This is a genomic window from Priestia sp. SIMBA_032, assembly GCF_046535215.1.
In the GTDB taxonomy this organism is placed as follows: Bacteria; Bacillota; Bacilli; order Bacillales; family Bacillaceae_H; genus Priestia; species Priestia aryabhattai.
The window spans coordinates 727,447-746,807 of the sequence record NZ_JAWRXD010000002.1 but is presented as its reverse complement, the minus strand read 5'-3'; the positions used below and the strand labels follow the sequence as shown (position 1 = coordinate 746,807).

General features: G+C 39.5%; 19 protein-coding genes and 1 pseudogene. All 20 read right to left on the bottom strand.

Annotation, left to right across the window (positions count from 1 at the left end):
* Positions 1-15 precede the first annotated feature (15 nt).
* A complete protein-coding gene (locus SB717_RS09775) occupies positions 16-1,683 on the bottom strand; it encodes a ribonuclease J (RefSeq protein WP_410903629.1) in 1,668 nt (555 codons plus the stop codon).
* Between the two features lie 194 nt (positions 1,684-1,877).
* Positions 1,878-2,750, bottom strand: coding sequence for a 4-hydroxy-tetrahydrodipicolinate synthase (gene dapA / locus SB717_RS09770; protein WP_013058822.1), 873 nt, complete (start codon positions 2,748-2,750; stop codon positions 1,878-1,880).
* A gap of 75 nt (positions 2,751-2,825) precedes the next feature.
* Positions 2,826-4,058 carry an aspartate kinase gene (gene dapG / locus SB717_RS09765; RefSeq protein WP_074677229.1) on the bottom strand — a complete coding sequence of 411 codons (1,233 nt, stop codon included), beginning with the start codon at positions 4,056-4,058 and terminating at the stop codon, positions 2,826-2,828.
* Between the two features lie 39 nt (positions 4,059-4,097).
* The gene (gene asd / locus SB717_RS09760) at positions 4,098-5,141 is read right to left on the bottom strand and encodes an aspartate-semialdehyde dehydrogenase (RefSeq protein ID WP_013058824.1); all 1,044 of its coding nucleotides are present in this window, start codon (positions 5,139-5,141) and stop codon (positions 4,098-4,100) included.
* A gap of 191 nt (positions 5,142-5,332) precedes the next feature.
* Complete coding sequence (locus SB717_RS09755; protein ID WP_013058825.1) at positions 5,333-5,938, bottom strand: dipicolinate synthase subunit B; 606 nt, start codon at positions 5,936-5,938, stop codon at positions 5,333-5,335.
* The gene (gene dpaA, locus SB717_RS09750; protein WP_013058826.1) at positions 5,938-6,837 is read right to left on the bottom strand and encodes a dipicolinic acid synthetase subunit A; all 900 of its coding nucleotides are present in this window, start codon (positions 6,835-6,837) and stop codon (positions 5,938-5,940) included. The genes SB717_RS09755 and dpaA overlap by 1 nt, the downstream gene beginning before the upstream one ends.
* Positions 6,838-7,025: 188 nt before the next feature.
* Positions 7,026-7,292: a YlmC/YmxH family sporulation protein gene (locus SB717_RS09745; RefSeq protein ID WP_028410846.1), complete on the bottom strand. Its 267-nt coding sequence runs from the start codon at positions 7,290-7,292 to the stop codon at positions 7,026-7,028.
* A 98-nt stretch (positions 7,293-7,390) separates the two neighbouring features.
* A complete protein-coding gene (locus SB717_RS09740; protein WP_176343469.1) occupies positions 7,391-8,635 on the bottom strand; it encodes an insulinase family protein in 1,245 nt (414 codons plus the stop codon).
* 28 nt (positions 8,636-8,663) lie between these two features.
* Entirely contained in the window at positions 8,664-9,644 is a 981-nt protein-coding gene (locus SB717_RS09735; protein ID WP_410903628.1) for a polysaccharide deacetylase family protein, read from the bottom strand.
* Positions 9,645-9,786: 142 nt separating this feature from the next.
* Positions 9,787-11,913: a polyribonucleotide nucleotidyltransferase gene (pnp, locus tag SB717_RS09730; RefSeq protein WP_014458473.1), complete on the bottom strand. Its 2,127-nt coding sequence runs from the start codon at positions 11,911-11,913 to the stop codon at positions 9,787-9,789.
* Positions 11,914-12,081: 168 nt separating this feature from the next.
* On the bottom strand, positions 12,082-12,351 hold the full coding sequence (gene rpsO, locus SB717_RS09725; protein WP_013058831.1) for a 30S ribosomal protein S15: 270 nt from the start codon (positions 12,349-12,351) through the stop codon (positions 12,082-12,084).
* 149 nt (positions 12,352-12,500) lie between these two features.
* The gene (gene ribF / locus SB717_RS09720) at positions 12,501-13,457 is read right to left on the bottom strand and encodes a bifunctional riboflavin kinase/FAD synthetase (RefSeq protein ID WP_074677233.1); all 957 of its coding nucleotides are present in this window, start codon (positions 13,455-13,457) and stop codon (positions 12,501-12,503) included.
* A gap of 28 nt (positions 13,458-13,485) precedes the next feature.
* Entirely contained in the window at positions 13,486-14,403 is a 918-nt protein-coding gene (gene truB, locus SB717_RS09715) for a tRNA pseudouridine(55) synthase TruB (protein ID WP_033579797.1), read from the bottom strand.
* A gap of 92 nt (positions 14,404-14,495) precedes the next feature.
* On the bottom strand, positions 14,496-14,861 hold the full coding sequence (gene rbfA, locus SB717_RS09710) for a 30S ribosome-binding factor RbfA (protein ID WP_013058834.1): 366 nt from the start codon (positions 14,859-14,861) through the stop codon (positions 14,496-14,498).
* A gap of 14 nt (positions 14,862-14,875) precedes the next feature.
* Positions 14,876-15,154, bottom strand: a complete 279-nt coding sequence (locus SB717_RS09705; RefSeq protein ID WP_013058835.1) for a DUF503 domain-containing protein — start codon at positions 15,152-15,154, stop codon at positions 14,876-14,878.
* A pseudogene (gene infB / locus SB717_RS09700) lies at positions 15,151-17,019 on the bottom strand (translation initiation factor IF-2); the annotation flags it as partial. The pseudogene infB and the gene SB717_RS09705, both read right to left, overlap by 4 nt.
* A 22-nt stretch (positions 17,020-17,041) precedes the next feature.
* Positions 17,042-17,341, bottom strand: a complete 300-nt coding sequence (locus tag SB717_RS09695; RefSeq protein ID WP_014458470.1) for a YlxQ family RNA-binding protein — start codon at positions 17,339-17,341, stop codon at positions 17,042-17,044.
* Positions 17,341-17,622 carry an RNase P modulator RnpM gene (gene rnpM / locus SB717_RS09690; protein WP_013058838.1) on the bottom strand — a complete coding sequence of 94 codons (282 nt, stop codon included), beginning with the start codon at positions 17,620-17,622 and terminating at the stop codon, positions 17,341-17,343. The genes SB717_RS09695 and rnpM overlap by 1 nt, the downstream gene beginning before the upstream one ends.
* 13 nt (positions 17,623-17,635) lie before the next feature.
* Positions 17,636-18,748, bottom strand: a complete 1,113-nt coding sequence (nusA, locus tag SB717_RS09685) for a transcription termination factor NusA (RefSeq protein WP_013058839.1) — start codon at positions 18,746-18,748, stop codon at positions 17,636-17,638.
* Positions 18,749-18,785: 37 nt separating this feature from the next.
* Positions 18,786-19,256, bottom strand: coding sequence for a ribosome maturation factor RimP (gene rimP / locus SB717_RS09680; RefSeq protein ID WP_045290087.1), 471 nt, complete (start codon positions 19,254-19,256; stop codon positions 18,786-18,788).
* Positions 19,257-19,361 lie beyond the last annotated feature (105 nt).

Sequence of the window (19,361 nt, the reverse complement as noted above, 5' to 3'; positions counted from 1 at the left end):
CGGGAAGGCTTCACATTAAATTTCCATGATAATCGGTAAAATCATCGGTTTACGACGGGTTTTTTCATATAAAAACTGATTTAAACTTTCTCTCATTTTTAATTTTAATGAAGACCACTCAATCACTTTGTCTTCCATACACTTTTCTAAAATTTGCTGAACAATCTTCGTTGCTTCTTCTAAAAGCTTTTCTGATTCTCTTACATAGACGAATCCGCGGGAGATGATTTCTGGTCCCGCTACTACTGTTTTTTGGCGTTTATTAATCGTAACTACTACCGTTAAGATTCCGTCCTGTGACAGCAGCCTGCGATCTCTCAGAACGATATTTCCAATATCACCGACGCCTAGTCCATCAATGAGCGTATTTCCCGCTTGAATAGAACCGCTAGGGTACATACGAGCATCTTTAAATTCAATTCGCTCACCTTTTTCAAGCAAACAAATATGATCTTCTGATATTCCTAATTGACCGGCCAGCTTTGCATAAGCTTTTTGTTTTCGATACTCTCCATTTACAGGCATGACATATTTCGGCTTTGTTAAGTTAATCATAAATTTTAATTCTTCTTGACTGCCGTGTCCGGAAGCCTGGACTTTTTTCTGAGCAAATACTACGCTTGCTCCTAAACGAAAGATGACGTCAATTGTTTTTGAAAAGGTCGTTTCGTGCCCCGCCATAGGTGTAGCAGCCAGCAGGACCGTGTCATCTTGTTTGATTTGAATAAATTTATGGGACTGTTTAGCCATTCGAGTAAGACCTGAAATCGGCTCTCCGTGATGACCTGTTGTTAAAATAACTGTTTCATGTTCTGAAAGGTCTTTTAGCTTTTGCACAGGAACAATTAAATCCTCAGGCAGCTGCAGATGTCCAAGTTTTGCTGCAATATCAATGATTTTCAGCATACTCTTTTCCATAACGACCAGGTTACGGCCATGCTGATATACGGCATGAATAATTTGCTGAATACGGTGCAGATTGGAACTGTATGCAGCAACAATGATTCGACCTTTACTTTTATAAAAAGCGTCGGTAATATTTTGTCCGATAACGGCCTCGGAAACCGTATAGCCTGGCTTATCCGCATTTGTACTGTCTGAAAGCAGACACAGGACGCCTTTTTCCCCAATGGCAGCCATTTTTCCAATATCAGCGCTTTGAATGCTGACTGAATTTTGATCAAATTTAAAATCACCTGTATATACAATCGCACCTTGATTTGTTTGTAAACAAATGCCGACTGAATCTTGTATACTGTGCTGCGTTCTAAAAAATGAAATATCCACTCCTTCAAACGATAAAACCGTTGACGAAGTGATAGGATGTAAAGCTTCATATTTTTTAATTCCATACTCTTTTAACTTTTCTTTAATAAGTGCTAGCGTTAATTCTGTACCATATACCGGCACGTCCAATTTCTGAAGTATAAAGGGAATAGCCCCAATTTGCTCTTCGTGTCCATGAGTAACAAATATGCCTTTTACATTCTGCTGATTTTCTACTAAATATGTAATGTCAGGAATGACAATATCAATTCCTAACATTTCCCCTCCCGGAAACTTTGATCCTGCATCTAACACATATATGTTTTCATTGATTTCCACCAAATACATGTTTTTTCCAAGTTCTCCGACTCCACCCAAGGCTGAAATTTTAATATTTTCTGTCTTTTCTAGTACCATAAGTTCCTCCTACTTACTTTCACCCGTACAATTTCATTTGCTTACATTATAACTGAAGTAAGAATTGGAATACAAGAAATTTCATTCGTCTATTTCCGTCATCTGCTCTTCTATTATCTTATAAGAAAAAAACGTCTCTTCATCGACTCGTATATACGGTCAATGAAGAGACGCTTAAAAAACATACTTATAGCTTATAGCGTATTTAATGTGCTGACTAACGTTTGACGTTCTTCTTCCGTTAACGGAACTAAAGGTAATCGTACTGATCCTACGTCTAACCCTTTTAGCTGTAAAGCTGTTTTAACAGGCGTTGGACTTGGAGCCGCAAAAAGAGATTTCATCACAGGTACAATACGCTGATGAATTTTTGCTGCTTCTTTCGGATTTCCTGACTCATACAACTTAACCATCTCTTGCATTTCATTTCCAATAACGTGAGAGGCAACAGAAATAATGCCAGTTCCTCCAATTGCTAATACCGGCAGTGTTAAGCCATCATCACCGCTGTATAAAGCAAAATCATCGCTTGTTTGTGCGATAATTGCTGTCATTGCGTCAAGGTCTCCGCTTGCATCTTTTAACGCTACAACATTTGGCAGTTCAGCTAGGCGTACAATTGTATCAACAGACATATTGATCACGGATCGCCCTGGAATATTGTATAACATGACAGGCAGCTCTGTACTTTCAGCAATTGTTTTAAAGTGCTGATATAAGCCTTCCTGATTCGGCTTGTTGTAATAAGGTGCTACAATCATAATCGCATCTACGCCGATTTCTTCTGCCTTTTTCGTTAATTCAATTGATGCATACGTATTATTGCTTCCTGTACCTGCAACAACAGGTACACGGCCATCTACTACCTTTACTGAGTGGCGGAACAGTGCCAGCTTTTCTTCTGTTGAAAGCGTAGGAGATTCACCCGTTGTTCCTGCAATAACCAACGCATCCGAACCGTTGCTGATTAAATAGTTAATAAGCTGCGTTGTTTTTTCAAAATCAATGTTTCCTTTATGATCAAAAGGCGTTACCATCGCTGTTGCGACTTTCCCAAAATCAATCATGTTTTCACTCCTTGAAATTGCATTATCCCTATTCATGTAATGAACCGTTAGCTGATAGCTAACGGAACATGTAGTTTATCTCTTTTGCGGTGCTTTTGACAAGTCAAAGGCACCATGAAGAGCATTAACGGCTTTCTTTAAATCCTCTTCTTTTACAAGCACCCAAATCGTCGTATGGCTGTCAGCAGATTGTAAAATCTGAATACCTTCGCCAGAAAGAGCTGTAACAATTTTAGATGTAACACCAGGCACCCCTGCAATTCCTGCTCCAACCGTTGATACTTTGGCACAGTTGCGAATAACAGCCGGCTCATACCCTAGCCCATGAAGCACATCAATTGCTTTGTCAGTTGCTTCATCTGTTACCGTATATACAACACCCTTCGGTGAAATATTGATAAAATCTACGCTGATTTTTTCTTGTGCCATTGCTTTGAATACCTCTGCTTGCGTATCATAATGGCCTTCTTTACTAAAAACTTTAATTTGAGTGACGTTGGATACGTGCGCAATGCCTGTTACAAGACGTTCTTGCACATCGCTTCCACGCTGCTGTGCTTCACCTTGAGATGTAACGAGCGTACCCTCTGAATCAGCATACGTGGAACGGACGCGCATCGGTACTTTTGCTTGCATGGCAATCTCTACGGCACGTGGGTGAACTACTTTTGCACCTTGATAAGCCATATTGCATATTTCGTTATATGTGACAACGGATAGCGGTCTTGCATCTTCTACAATACGCGGGTCCGCCGTCATCACACCTTCTACATCCGTGAAAATGTCAATGTAATCAGCCATAAGGGCTGCACCTAAAGCTGAAGCAGATGTATCGCTGCCTCCGCGTCCAAGCGTTGTTGTATCACCTTCAGTAGTTGCCCCTTGAAAGCCTGTTACAACAACGACATCATATTCTTCTAACTCTTTTAACAAACGGTCGCATTTCATTTCTAGTATCTTGGCATTGGTAAAATCATCATTCGTCACAAACCCGGCCTGTGCACCGTTTAATGCTGTAGCTTTAATACCATTTTCGTTTAATAAATTTGTAAACACAACCGATGAAATTAATTCTCCGCATGCCATAAGCATATCAAGCTCACGTTTGTTAAGAGACGCTTTATTTCCATCAACAAGTGACAGCAATGTATCCGTTGCATACGGCTCACCTTTTCGTCCCATTGCCGATACAACGACGACTACTTTGTAACCCTCACTTAATGCATTGTTTAAATGATAAATTGCTCTTGCTCTTCCTTCTTCGTTACGAACGGAAGTTCCTCCAAATTTTTGGACGATTATTTTCATACTTACACCTCATCATGTTCCGAGACACTCTGGTTGCGCTTATTTTACTAAGCTAAGCTTAATAAGTGATTCTGCAATTTGTACAGAATTCCAAGCTGCACCTTTTAACAAGTTATCAGAAACGATCCACATATGGAAACCGTTATCGCGATCTAAATCTTTACGAATACGGCCGACGAACACATCTCGTTTACCTACACAATCTGCTGGCATTGGATATACTTGATTTTCTGGATCATCTTGCAATACGATACCAGGTGCATCAGCCAATAAATTTTTCACATCAGCTACCGTTACACCGTCTTTTTCAATTTCAATGTACACTGACTCTGAATGACCTGTTACAACCGGTAGACGAACACAAGTAGCAGCTACTGGCAATTCAGGCATGCTCATAATTTTCTTCGTTTCATTAATCATTTTCATTTCTTCAAATGTAAAACCGTTATCTTGAAATTTATCAATTTGCGGAATGGCATTAAAAGCAATTTGATAATGTTTTTTATCTCCACCAACCGGTAAAATTTCCGGTGTAAACTCTTTTTCTTCTAAAATAGCTTTAGCTTGTTCTTTTAATTCATTAATTGCAGCAGCGCCTGCCCCAGAAACGGCTTGATACGTTGATACTAGCACCTTAGATAAGCCGTATGTTTCGCGTAATGGCTGTAATGCTGCTACCATTTGAATTGTAGAGCAGTTTGGATTAGCAATGATTCCGTTATGTGCGTGTAATGCGTCTTCATTCACTTCCGGCACAACTAACGGGACATTTTCATCCATTCGATAAGCGCTTGTGTTGTCTACAACGATTGCTCCGCGTTTTACTGCCTCAGGTGCAAGTGCTTTTGAAATGCTCCCGCCTGCACTGAATAAAGCAATGTCTACGCCTTCAAAGCTATCAGGAGTTGCTTCTTGCACAACAACTTCTTCTCCGTTAAACAACACTTTTTTACCAGCTGAACGAGCTGAAGATAATAACGTTAATTTACCAACTGGAAAATTACGCTCCTGTAGGGTTTTAATCATTTGTTGTCCTACTGCACCTGTTGCTCCTACTACTGCTACATGTAATTCTCTTGTCATTTTAATACCGCCTCCAACAATTTTCAACTACTCAACATTTATCTGCATATACTGACTATTTTAACATATTATTATGCTTCATTGCGTCAAAGAAGAGAAGATTTTTAAAATCTTCTCTTCTTTGAGATTGAGAGTTCTCTTCCAGCCGCAGTATTGAATAGATTCATGCAACAGTAAGAGGCATATATGTCCTATGACTCTTGACCGTCGCGGAACCTTTCGACAATAACAGGCTGAATCTGTTTATCTTCAAGCGCTGCGTACACCGTGTCTGATAACATCGTCATACGCGCTACCATTGAATTTGGCTTAAGCACCGGGTCATCTTGACCAAATGGAATAAAATAAATATTTTTAGTCGCCATTAGCCTCATTAAGTTTACACCATTTAGCCCTAGTGCGTCATTAGTCGAAATTCCCAGTACCACCGGCTTATTATTACGAAGCGTTGCTTTAGCTGCCATGAGTACCGGAGATTCAGTCATTGCATTTGCAAACTTACTCATCGTATTCCCAGTGATTGGGGCAACCACCATGCAATCAAGCGGAATTTTTGGCCCTAGAGGCTCTGCTTTTACAATTGTATTGATGACGGCGTGACCTGTTAATTCCTCAATTTTCTTCACCCAGTCTTCTCCATCTCCAAAGCGAGTATTCGTGGATTGTACAGTGTAAGAAACAACCGGTAACACTTCTGCTCCCAAATTAACAAGCTTTTCAATTTCTGGCATAACCGCATCATACGTACAGTGAGATCCGGTCAAGCCGAATCCTATTCTTTTACCTTTTAATGACATTATTTTTTCTCCTCTCTCGCATCCGCAGCGTCTTTTAATAAATTCACTAATACATTAGCGACAATCTGACCTGCTGTTTTTGGAGCCACAATTCCTGGAAGACCAGGTGCTAAAATAGCTTTAATTCCTCGTTTTTCTGCATAGCGGAAATCGGTTCCTCCAGGCTTTGAAGCTAAATCAATAATGAGCGCATGGGTCGGGACATTAGATAATGTCTTAGCCGTTAAGATGGGGTATGGAATCGTGTTAATACATATATCACTATCAGCAATTTCTTTATCAAGTTCAGAAAGATAGAAAGGCTGCAAACCCATTTCAGCAATACGTGCTAAATGTTCAGATTTTCTAGCTCCTACTTTTACATTGGCACCAAGTGCAGCAAAGGACCTCGCTACGCTCATTCCTACTCTTCCTAAACCTAGGACAGAAATATTTGAACCGTGAATGGTAAAATCCGTATGTTGAATAACAAGCATGATCGTACCTTCAACAGTAGGAATAGAGTTATAAATTGCTACATCATCACGCTCGAATAGCTGAACGAGTTTACGGTTTGTCGTTTTAACTAATTCGTTTAAATACCCATTGCTAATACCAGAATAAATAATGCAGTGCTCAGGCGTTTTTTTAAGTATTTCTTCAGTCAACACTACTTTTTCATTTGAAAAAATAGTATCTACTTGCCCTTCGTGATTTGTTCCAGGAACTGGAAGGATGATGGCGTCAACATCTGAAAAATCCAGCTCCTCTATCTGATATTTCGTCGCACCTGTAAAACCATGATCTAGCTGATCAAAACCAATAAGAGATGTTTTTGCATCTAATTGAATTAATTTTCGAATGACTTCAAGCTGCCTAGCATCACCGCCAATTACAGCTATGTGCAAATCCGTTAACATGTTTCATTTTCACCTTCTTTAACATTAAATAGATGTATCCTTCGCTTAAACCATCGAGATGTAAAGTGCTATCATTACGCCCTAGAATGCCTATTGCTTTTCTTCAACATACTATGTAAACACACAGGAATCGGTGAATCTTTATCCCTGAAAATAAAAGAAACGAGATGCAGGAAGCATCTCGTTTCTTATTTTGTTGACTCATTGTTTATGTCTTCTAGCTGCTGGACATTTACAATCACCATATCTGTACCAATTTTTTCGATATTCCCCCACGGCACTCGCACTTCATCTCCTTGCTTTCGAAACCCAAACCACTTCACAGATGGAATAATAAGCGCATTAATTTGTCCCGTATGTTCATTAATTTCAAGATCTGTTTGCCCTAAAATACCCAAACGTTCTGCTCGCTTAACATCTACAATTTCTTTTCCACTCAGTTCGCTTAATCTCATAGAATCCCTCCTTTCATCTAATTTATTGAACAACTATACAAAAAATGACAAAAAAATAAGGCTGGCTCAATTATTTTAGCCAACCTTACTTTTACTGTTTAGTTTCCTTTAAATCCTTTAGGTAAATCTCCACTCGGGCTTATTAACGAAAGAGCAAATTCATCTTTGAAAATATCTCTTGCAAGACCATTTACACTATCTTTAGTCACGGCATTAACAAGGTCTAAAATCTCATCTAATGAACGGTGATAGCCTAGCATTAACTCATTTTTTCCGTTTCTGCTCATACGGCTATTTGTACTTTCAAGACTCAGCATTAAGTTTCCTTTCAGCTGCTCTTTGCTGTTAGCAAGTTCTTTATCCGTAATACCTTTGTCTTTCAGATCATAAAGCGTTTCTTGAACCGTATCATATAATACGTCGAGCTGATGGCTTCCCGTTCCCCCATAAATCGTTACAAGACCGCTGTCTCGATAAGAAGAATGATAAGAGAAAACAGAGTAAGCCAAACCGCGCTGTTCACGGACTTCTTGGAACAAACGACTGCTCATACTTCCACCAAGCACGTTGTTTAATACAATTAAGCTATATACATCTTCTCCGCCGATTGGCAAACCTTTAAATCCAAGGCAAAGATGAGCCTGTTCTGTCTCTTTTTTGCGCGCAATATGATTTGTATAGAACTCTGGCTGAACATATTGATGAGCGGAATGACTTGACGTATATGTACCAAAATAGTTTTCCACCTGTTGAATAAAACTCTCATCAATGTTTCCAGCTACTGAAATAACGATGTTTTCAGGAATATACATTTGCTCCATATACTGACGAAGCGAATCACCGTTAAATGTTTTTAACGTATCTTCCGTTCCTAAAATTGGATAGCCTAATGGATGATTGCCATATACGGCTTTTCCTAATAGATCGTGTACAATATCATCAGGTGTATCTTCATACATTTTAATTTCTTCATATACAACATTTTTTTCACGAGCTAATTCCTCTTCATCAAATGAAGAATTGAAGAACATATCCGCCAGCACATCTAGCGCTTGATCTGCGTGCTCGTCTAATACTTTTGCATAGTAGCATGTGTATTCTTTAGAAGTGAATGCATTTACTTGTCCCCCGATGCGATCGAAGCTTTCTGCAATTTCACGAGCAGATCTTGTTTTTGTTCCTTTAAAAAACATATGTTCAAGAAAATGTGATACACCATTAATTTCAGGGTGTTCACTTCGAGAACCCGTTCCGATCCATACCCCAATGGCCACAGATCGAACAGTTGGGATATTTTCCAATACAATTCTTACACCATTTTTGCACGTATATCGTTTTATCAAGCTAGTGCCTCCCTTTTGCTTATCTCACTTACTTCTTAGTAGAAGAAGGTATTTTCATCATTCTTTCTTCATCTAGCATTGTTGACACATCGCTAACTTTCAGACCTTTGCGTTCAATATCGGTTAACAATTGGTCAAGCGATTCAGCCGTTGATTCAGTCGGGTGCATCAGTACAATAGCCCCTGGATGAATTTTTTTCATTACTCGATTAATTAACACTTCTGAACTTGGCTTTTGCCAATCGATTGTATCAACTGTCCACATGATTGTACTCATTTTTAACTGAGAAGCAAGCGTTACTACTTCGGGGCGAAAACTGCCGCTCGGCGGAGCAAACCATTTTACTTTTTGTCCCGTAGTAGATGTAATAATATCATTCGTTTTTTTAAGCTGCTGATTGATTTGACTAGCCGATAAAGTGGCCATATCAGGATGAGAATAAGAGTGGTTCCCTACTTCATGCCCTGCGTCTACAATCATTTTTGCCATATCAGGATTATTTTTAACCCATTTCCCTTCTAAAAAAAAGGTTGCTTTAGCATGGTGCTTTTTCAGCACTTCTAACATTTTAGGCAAATACTCGTTCCCCCATGCTACGTTCACTGTAAACGATACCATAGGCTTTTCATCGTGTCCACGGTAGATAGGTTCCTGTGGTAAATCCCTCAAGTGAACCTTTGGTCTAACCTGTTTGTACACTAGTTTTTTTTCATCAAATTTACCCGCAGGTTTCATATTTTTATAAGAAGCAGCAAGATCAACTTTTATGCCGTTATAGCCAGGAACCCGTTTCCAAACGGGATCGATTCGTGCATTCGCTGCTGGCTTTTCATAATCTTTTGCTCTTTCTTCAATCTTTTGATATAACGCATCATGCTGAGCTGATACAAGTTGTACATCGGATTTAAGTGCTTCTATATATGCTTCAGCAAAAGGATTATAAATAGATTTATATGTAATTGCCAGTAAAAATAGAAATGCTGTAAATTGCACAATGGTTCTCTTCACTTATCCTTCCCCCTTTACCATTTAAAATATGTATAAAGAGGACAAGGTAGAACAAACATCTACAAACGATAAAATCGCCCTAAACATGGATTTTCTTCATGTATGGACGATTTCACAATATCTATATAGTAGTAAAAGAAGATTATTTTGTTTCTTTTGCTTTTTCTTCTTTTTCTTTTTGTTCTTTTAAAATTGCTTTACGAGATAAGTTAACACGACCTTGTTTATCAATTTCCATGACTTTAACTAAAAGCTCGTCACCAATCGCTACAACGTCTTCTACTTTTCCAATACGCTCTTCTGCAAGCTCAGAAATGTGAACAAGCCCATCTTTTCCGCTGAAGATTTCTACAAATGCACCGAATTTTTCAATTCGTTTTACTTTTCCTAAGTACATTTGGCCGACTTCGACTTCGCGTACAAGATCTTCAATGATTTTCTTCGCTTTTTCATTCATCGGCTGATCAATAGAAGAAATGAAGATTGTACCATCTTGTTCGATATCAATTTTAACGCCTGTTTCTTCGATGATTTTATTGATTTGCTTACCGCTTGGTCCAATAACATCACGAATTTTATCAGGGTTAATAGCCATTGTAAGGATCTTAGGCGCATATTGAGAAAGCTCTTGACGAGGCGTAGCAATCGTTGACATCATATGATTTAAGATTTGCATACGGCCTTTTTTCGCTTGTTGAAGGGCTTCGTCTAAAATTTCACGAGATAACCCGTCAATTTTAATATCCATTTGAAGCGCAGTTACGCCATTTTCCGTACCTGCTACTTTAAAGTCCATGTCTCCTAGGTGATCTTCCATTCCTTGAATGTCCGTTAGAATCGAGTAGTGTTCACCTGATTTGATCAGACCCATGGCAATCCCTGCTACAGGTGCTTTAATTGGAACCCCAGCATCCATCATTGCAAGCGTACTTGCACAAATACTTGCTTGTGAAGTAGAACCGTTTGATTCTAATACTTCAGATACAAGACGAATTGTATATGGGAAATCTTTTTCATTTGGAATAACCGGCTCAAGTGCACGTTCGCCTAGCGCACCATGTCCAATTTCACGACGACCGGGTCCGCGCATCGGTCTAGTTTCACCAACACTAAATGAAGGGAAGTTATAGTGATGCATGAAGCGTTTAGATTCTTCTACACTTAAACCATCTAAAATTTGCACATCGCCAAGTGCACCTAATGTACAGATGCTAAGCGCTTGAGTTTGTCCACGCGTAAATAATCCAGATCCGTGTGTACGCGGAAGCAAGTTTGTTTCAGAAGAAAGTGGACGAATTTCGTCAATACTACGGCCATCAGGACGCACTTTTTCTTCCGTGATCAAGCGACGCACTTCACTTTTAACAAGCTTCGACAAAATTTCATTCACTTGATTTAGTACTTCTTCTTCTACATCTTGCTCTTCAAATTTTGCAGCTACTGCGCTTTTCACTTCTTTAATCGCATTTTCGCGCGCATGCTTTTCTTGAACTTGAACAGCACGGTTCATGTCACCTTCTGCAATTTCGCGAACTTGACGCTCAAGGTCAGCATCAACAGTATAAAGCTCAACTTCCACTTTTTCTTTGCCTACTGCTGCTACAATTTCTTCTTGGAACGCAATTAATTTTTTAATTTGCTCGTGTCCAAACATAATTGCTTCTAACATTACTTCTTCCGGTACTTCATCAGCGCCTGCTTCAACCATGTTGATCGCGTCTTTTGTACCAGCAACCGTCAGATGAATATCGCTTTTTTCAAGCTCATCTACCGTTGGGTTTACAACAAATTCATTGTCTACACGGCCTACGATTACGCCTGCAATAGGACCTTCAAATGGAATATCAGATACTGATAATGCTAATGAAGAACCAAACATTGCTGCGATTTCTGAAGAACAGTTTTGATCTACGCTCATTACAACGCTGACAACTTGAACTTCGTTTCGGAAACCATCTGCGAATAAAGGACGAATCGGACGGTCGATTAAACGGCTAGCCAAGATTGCTTTTTCACTTGGTCTGCCTTCACGCTTAATGAATCCACCTGGGATTTTACCGACTGCATATAAACGTTCTTCATAGTTTACTGTTAACGGGAAGAAATCTACATTTTTAGGCTCTTTTGAAGCCGTTGCTGTACTTAATACAACTGTGTCTCCATAGCGGATTAATGCTGCGCCATTTGCTTGTTTTGCCAACTGGCCAACTTCAACTTCTAGCTTTCGTCCAGCTAGATCTACGGAGAACACTCGTTTTTCTTGTTCCATATCGACGAGTACCCCTCTCTACATATAAAATATGTATGTAATCAAATGTGATAGTTTTATTATAAACGAAATATCCAAAAACAATAGCTTTTTTCACATTATGTAGCATCTTTAATGTTTCTTAAATGTACATACTAAAAAAGCGGGAATGCTCCCGCTTTCTTCTTATTATCGACGTAAACCAAGTTTGTTGATTAACTCACGATAACGAGTAACGTCTTTGTTACGTAGGTAGTTAAGTAAGTTACGACGTCGACCTACCATTTTTAAAAGACCACGACGTGAATGGTGATCCTTTTTATGAGTACGTAAGTGACCGTTTAGATTGTTAATTTGCTCTGTTAGGACAGCGATTTGAACTTCTGGAGAACCAGTGTCGTTCGCATGAGTTTTGTACTCACTAATGATTTCATTTTTACGCTCTTGTGTGATAGCCATCCTATTCACCTCCTTATTATTAAACCCCAGTTACCGAGCAAAACGTTGGTGAATCGTAATGCCAAGCAATGGTTGTTTTACATACAAGTGTTATGTTACTACTTATTAGAACAAAAAGCAAGTCGTAGCAGCTATTTATATATATTTTTTTATTTCTTATGTTTTTGAATTCCTTCAAAATAAGCAAGGGCTTCTTCCTTATCCTTTGAGATCTGACCGACAAGCTCTTCGATGCCGCTGAACTTTTTTTCTGAACGAATCATTTGGTGCCATTTCACCGTTACGTGCTGATCGTAGATTTGCTCGTCAAATGATAATAAGTGGACTTCGATTGTTGGCTTTTCTAAATTATCGTGAAAAGTCGGCTTATAGCCCACGTTGCACACTCCTGCATACCAATTGTCGTGGAGCTGAAGCTCAACAGCATACACGCCGATGCGCGGAAGTAAATACTCATCATCTAAAGCGATGTTAGCAGTAGGAAAACCTATTTGCCTGCCTCGCTTTTCTCCATGAGTTACTGTACCTGACACTTCATAATAGCGGCCAAGCAACTCTTTTACTCGATGCATATCTCCATTTGCTAAACTTTCGCGAATAAGCGTTGAACTAATTTTTTCTTCGCCATTTGTTAACTTATCAATTGTTGTTTGCGTGAATTTTGATCGAGAATGAAATGGTAGTATTTCCATTGTTCCTTTACCTAGCTTTCCATACGTATAGTCAAATCCAGCTACCACATGCTGTACATTCAGTCCAATAATATACTGATCAACAAACTCTTGAGGCAATAGTGCTGCAAACTGTTTATCAAAATGAACGATATATAAAAAGTCAATTCCCATTTCCTCAATGAGTTTCTTTTTTTCTTGAAGCGGTGTGATCATATCAATGTGCTGCACATTGCGCCCGAGCACCACAGAAGGGTGAGGAGTAAACGTCATCACAGCACTAGCTATACCTTTATCATCGGCTAACTTTTTTGCTGAATTTATCACTTGCTGATGCCCTAAATGCACACCATCAAAATAACCAAGCGCTAACACTGATTGTTGAACAGCTTCTCGTTGAAAGTGGTGTGGATGTCGAATTTCAATCGTTTCCAAAACACAGTTCACCTTTTCCCTAACCGGCCTAGTCGATTGCCAACACTTTAACCGGCTTCATTAAATGTTTTTTTGTTGGATGCTGAGCATAAATTGCTAAGCACTTACCTGCAGAATTTATCATTAAAAAGAATGGTTCTTTTTTTAACTCTTCATCTTCCGTACACGGCAATACCGCGCCATTTTTCACTTTCTCTGCTAATGTATCACTAATTTGAAGTTTCGGCAAATGATTAAGAGCTTCTTCGATCGAATGTAGTTTCTCATTGATCGTTTCTTCTTCTACCGCCCGTTCAATATCTTCAAATGTCACACAATCTTCTAGTGAAAACTGCCCGGAACCCGTTCGCTGCAAATACGACATATGAGATGGATAGCCAAGAGCTTCTCCAATCATCACAGCAAGCGTTCGCACATATGTACCTTTGCTGCACGTTACGCGGAATTTGAAAGAAATTTGTTCTCCCTCAAATGTAGCGCGATCATCCAGCAGTTCAAAGTTATAGATATGAATAGTTCTAACGGGGCGCTCTACCTCGATTCCCTGCCTTGCATATTCATATAGTTTTTTACCTTTGACCTTTACTGCTGAATACATTGGAGGGACTTGCTGAAGTTCTCCTGTCATCGAAGACAGCACTTCTTCGATTTGAGCACGTGAAAAAGAATCCGCTACTTTCTTTTCTTCTACAACCTCTCCGGAAGAATCTTCTGTTGTTGTAGAAAATCCGAGTGTAACTTCCCCTTCATAGGTTTTAGTAGCTCCTGTTAGATATTCTACAATTTTAGTAGCTCTACCAATACAAATAGGCAATACCCCTGTAACGTCTGGGTCTAATGTGCCTGTATGCCCTACTTTTTTAGTGCGAAGCAGCTTTCGGACTTTAAACACACAGTCGTGCGAAGTCAGGCCAGCTGGTTTATGTAAAACTAAAACACCGTCCACTCATTCTTCATCTCCTTTTCATTTAAAAAAGGGTGTCTCAGAAGCAAAAACCACTTTTGAGACACCCTTTTTTGTTTCTACATTCACTGATCTTATTCGTTCTCTTGATGGTCATCGCTTTCTTTTTTAATTTCATGAAGCAATGATTCAATTCGATTACCATAATCAATTGATTCATCAAACTCAAACGTAATTTCAGGTGTTTTACGTAAGCGAATGCGCTGACCGATTTCTGAGCGGATAAATCCCTTTGCTTTCGCAAGGCCTTTTAACGTATTCTCACGCTGTTCAGCATCTCCTAAAACAGAGATATAAACTTTCGCTTGCTGTAAATCGCCTGATACTTGAACATCTGTTACAGTCACAAAACCGATGCGCGGATCCTTGATTTTACGATTTAAAATCTCGCCCATCTCTTTTTTCATTTGTTCTCCGACTCTAGTTGCTCTTATGTTCATCTGTGTCACCCCTTTTATAACCAATCAAAAGTTGTAATGGTACGTTCAATCTCTGGAAAAGAATCAATCAAGCTTAGCGCTTTTTGCAGTTCTTGTTCCGTTGTGACACGGCTAGACGAGACTGCGACAATGCTAATTTTTGTTCGTTGCCACACATCTTGAAAATCAGTTTCTGAAACCGATACGTTAAACCGCTGCTTCAAGCGCATCAAGATGCGCTGAAGCACGGCACGTTTTTCTTTAAGAGAAGCAGCATCGTAAATTAAGCATTCACACTCCACTAGTCCAATCATTTAGGATCAATTTGCTCCATTACATATGCTTCAATAATATCGCCTTCTTTAATATCATTGAAGTTTTTAATTGTAATACCACACTCATATCCTTGAGCGACTTCTTTTGCATCGTCTTTAAAGCGTTTTAGCACATCTACTTCACCTTCAAAGATAACAATTCCGTCACGGATTAAACGAATTCCACTGTTACGCGTAATTTTACCGTCTGTTACGTAACTTCCTGCGATCGTACCAACTTTTGATACTTTGAATGTTTGACGTACTTCCACTTGACCGATGATTTTTTCAGCAAACTCAGGATCAAGCATTCCTTTCATCGCAGATTCAATTTCTTCAATTACTTTATAAATAATGCGGTGAAGACGAATATCTACGTTTTCTACATCAGCTGTACGTTTTGCTCCAGCATCTGGACGCACGTTAAATCCGATAACGATTGCGTTAGAAGCAGTTGCAAGAATGATATCAGATTCTGTAATTGCACCTACACCCGTATGGATAATACGAACATTTACACCCTCTACATCAATCTTTTGAAGAGCAGCAGCCAATGCTTCTACAGAACCTTGTACGTCTGCTTTTACGATAAGGTTTAAGTCTTTCATTTCACCTTGTTTAATTTTTTCAAATAAATCATCTAAGCTTACGCGAGATTTTTCACCGCGCTGTTGTTCAAGCTGCTTTTGAGCACGAGCTTCTCCGATTTGACGAGCAGTTTTCTCATCTTCAAATACTAAGAAACGATCTCCAGCTAATGGAACTTCGTTTAAGCCAGTAATCTCAACCGGAGTAGATGGTCCTACTTCCTTCACACGGCGGCCGATATCATTTACCATTGCTCGAACGCGGCCAAACGTATTTCCGACTACGATTGGATCACCTACGCGTAGTGTACCAGTTTGAACAAGAAGAGTTGCTACAGACCCACGGCCTTTATCTAGCTGTGCTTCTACAACTGTACCTGCTGCACGACGGTTAGGATTTGCTTTTAACTCTTCTACTTCACTTACAAGTAAAATCATTTCAAGCAATTGATCAATACCTTCACCTGAAATGGCTGAAAGCTTACAGAAGATTGTTTCTCCGCCCCACTCTTCAGCTACAAGGCCGTGCTCCATTAGTTCCTGCATAACGCGATCTGGATTTGCTGCTTCTTTATCCATTTTGTTAACCGCAACAATAATTGGCACTTCTGCCGCTTTTGCATGGTTAATCGCTTCAATTGTTTGAGGCATTACACCATCGTCTGCTGCCACAACAAGGATTGTAATATCCGTTACTTGCGCACCGCGAGCACGCATCGTTGTAAATGCAGCATGCCCTGGTGTATCAAGGAATGTAATTTTCTTTTCGTCAACCACAACTTGATAAGCACCGATGTGCTGCGTGATACCGCCTGCTTCTGCAGCCGTTACTTTTGTGTTACGGATAGAGTCAAGAAGTGTCGTTTTACCGTGGTCAACGTGACCCATGATTGTAACAACTGGAGGACGCACTTGAAGATCTTTTTCGTCATCAATGATTTCTAATGATTCAAAAGCAGTGTCATCTACTACTACTTCTTCTTCAACTTCTACACCGTATTCTCCGGCAATTAGTTCGATAGAATCTTTATCTAACTCTTGGTTAATTGTTGCCATTACACCAAGCATAAATAATTTTTTAATAATTTCAGAAGGCTCTTTGCCTAATTCTTTTGCTAACTCAGAAACCGTTAAGCTTCCGACAAACGTTACTTTTTCCGGTAACTCTTTTGCAGCTGCTGGAGCTGGTCTACCTTTTGGTGCCTGTGACTTTTGTGCCTGTGGCTTTTTGTTACCTTTATTGTTTCCTTTGTTAGCTGTTGATTTTGTATTTTTATTCAATACTTTCACCCCCATAAAATTAACCGAGCATCGTTGCTAGCTTTTTAGCAAACCCCTCGTCCATAACGGCTACCACAACTCGAGCATCTTTACCAATCGCTTGACCTAGCGTGTAGCGATCGGGAACGATTCTAACCGAAACGTTGTAGTAAGAACATTTATCCGTTACTTTTTTCTTTGTGTTTTCAGACGCATCGCTTGCTAAAAGGACTAACTTTGCTTTTTGTTTCCGAACTTCTCTAACCACAAGTTCTTCTCCAGAAATCAATTTGCGTGCACGGTTTGCAAGCCCTAAAAAGGAGATCCACTGTTCATTCATTAGCGTGACTGTTTCTCCTTTTCTACAAGCGCTAGCAACTCTTCGTAAACCGCTTCATCTATTGACGCGCCTAAATGTGTCGAAAGCACATTTTTCTTTTTTGCCAATAAAATTGCTTCTTTATCCTTGCTTACATAAGCTCCGCGCCCGGACTTTTTACCCGTTACATCAACTGAAACGTCGCCTTCTTTTGAGCGTACAACGCGTACTAGCTCTTTTTTAGGCTTCATTTCTCCAGTGGCCACACATTTTCGCATCGGGACTTTTTTACGATTGTTCACCTTGGCTCACCTCTTATTCCATATCTTCATCTGAATCAAATGCATGTTGACTTACTAGCATATCATCGCTGTTTTTTACAACCATACCTTCTTGCTCAGCTTCTGATTGACTTTTGATATCAATTTTCCAGCCTGTCAGCTTAGCGGCTAGACGTGCATTTTGTCCACGTTTACCAATTGCAAGTGACAGCTGATAGTCAGGAACGATAACAGTTGTTGCTTTTTCATTTTCATCTACAATCACATCTACTACCTTAGATGGACTTAAAGCATTGGCAACAAATTCAACTGGGTCATTTGACCAGCGAACGATGTCAATTTTTTCGCCTTTTAGTTCATTCACAACAGCCTGTACGCGCTGACCTTTTGGCCCAACACAAGAACCGACCGGATCTACTTCAGCATACTCAGAATGAACGGAGATTTTTGAACGGTCCCCAGCTTCGCGAGCTACTGATTTTAATTCAACTGTACCGTCATAGATTTCTGGTACTTCTTTTTCGAAAAGACGCTTTAAAAGACCTGGGTGCGTACGTGAAACGTAGATTTGTGGTCCTTTTGTTGTTTTTTCTACTTTCGTAATATACACTTTAATACGATCATGAGGTTTATACTGCTCATTTGGCATTTGCTCGCTTTGAGGAAGCAATGCTTCAATTTTGCCAAGGCTCACATAAATGAAGCGAGAATCTTGACGCTGAACAATACCTGTCATAATATCTTCTTCGCGATCGCTGAACTCTGAATAGATAACGCCGCGCTCCGCCTCACGAACACGCTGTGTAACAACTTGTTTTGCTGTTTGAGCCGCAATGCGTCCAAAGTCTTTTGGCGTTACTTCGATTTCAACTACATCGTCTAGCTGAAAGTTAGGGTTGATTGTTTGTGCTTCTTCAACCGAAATTTCCAGACGTGGATCATACACTTCATCAACCACATCTTTGCGAGCAAACACGCGCATTGAACCTCTTTCTAAATTTAAATCAACGCGTACGTTTTGCGCTTGGTTAAAGTTACGTTTGTAAGCAGAAATTAGCGCTGCTTCAATTGCTTCAATAATTACATCTTTGCTAATGCCTTTCTCTTTTTCAAGAATGACTAAGGCATCAAATAACTCACTGCTCATCGTTGGATAATCCCCCTTTAATATTGGCCCCTACACATTAAAATACAATCGCTAATCGAGCAAAAGCGACTTTGTCATATGGTAAAATCACCGTTTTTGTGCGTGTTTTGATACGAATAGATAATGTGACAGTTTCTCCGTCAAATGATTGCAATTCGCCTTCAAATTCTTTTGCACCTTCAATTGGTTCATATGTTTTTATGTATACATGCTTACCAATTGCACGTTCAAAATCTTTATCTTTTTTTAATGGGCGTTCCGCACCAGGCGATGACACTTCTAAAAAATAGTTATGAGGGATTGGATCTACTGCATCCATTTTCTCACTCAATTTTTCACTTACTGCCCCGCAGTCTTCGATATCTACGCCGGTATCAGAGTCGATAAACACACGTAAAAACCATTCTTTTCCTTCTTTTACGTATTCAATCTCAACAAGCTCTAAATTCATTTCCTCTAAGATAGGGGAAACCATTTCTTCCACTGTTTGTTTCACATTTTTACTCATTCTAATCCTCCCTTCGAGACATTGCATGGTATGTTTAGGTTACGCGTTTTTTATGTCTCTTATATCAAAAAAGAGTGGTTTATTTGCTATTTTTATTTTGCACTC

Bases quoted from the DNA above. Each gene is read 5' to 3' on its own strand.
- rimP (WP_045290087.1), bottom strand. From the start codon at position 19,256: ATGAGTAAAAATGTGAAACAAACAGTGGAAGAAATGGTTTCCCCTATC.
- rpsO (WP_013058831.1), bottom strand. From the start codon at position 12,351: ATGGCTATCACACAAGAGCGTAAAAATGAAATCATTAGTGAGTACAAA.
- asd (WP_013058824.1), bottom strand. From the start codon at position 5,141: ATGACAAGAGAATTACATGTAGCAGTAGTAGGAGCAACAGGTGCAGTA.
- SB717_RS09745 (WP_028410846.1), bottom strand. From the start codon at position 7,292: ATGAGATTAAGCGAACTGAGTGGAAAAGAAATTGTAGATGTTAAGCGA.
- SB717_RS09705 (WP_013058835.1), bottom strand. From the start codon at position 15,154: ATGATTGGACTAGTGGAGTGTGAATGCTTAATTTACGATGCTGCTTCT.
- dapG (WP_074677229.1), bottom strand. From the start codon at position 4,058: ATGAAAATAATCGTCCAAAAATTTGGAGGAACTTCCGTTCGTAACGAA.
- dapA (WP_013058822.1), bottom strand. From the start codon at position 2,750: ATGATTGATTTTGGGAAAGTCGCAACAGCGATGGTAACGCCTTTTGAT.
- dpaA (WP_013058826.1), bottom strand. From the start codon at position 6,837: ATGTTAACGGATTTGCACATAGCTGTAATTGGCGGTGATGCTAGGCAG.
- SB717_RS09755 (WP_013058825.1), bottom strand. From the start codon at position 5,938: ATGTCATTAAAAGGTAAAAGAATAGGATTCGGCTTGACCGGATCTCAC.
- pnp (WP_014458473.1), bottom strand. From the start codon at position 11,913: ATGGAACAAGAAAAACGAGTGTTCTCCGTAGATCTAGCTGGACGAAAG.
- SB717_RS09775 (WP_410903629.1), bottom strand. From the start codon at position 1,683: ATGGTACTAGAAAAGACAGAAAATATTAAAATTTCAGCCTTGGGTGGA.
- nusA (WP_013058839.1), bottom strand. From the start codon at position 18,748: ATGAGCAGTGAGTTATTTGATGCCTTAGTCATTCTTGAAAAAGAGAAA.
- SB717_RS09695 (WP_014458470.1), bottom strand. From the start codon at position 17,341: ATGAATGAACAGTGGATCTCCTTTTTAGGGCTTGCAAACCGTGCACGC.
- rbfA (WP_013058834.1), bottom strand. From the start codon at position 14,861: ATGAACATAAGAGCAACTAGAGTCGGAGAACAAATGAAAAAAGAGATG.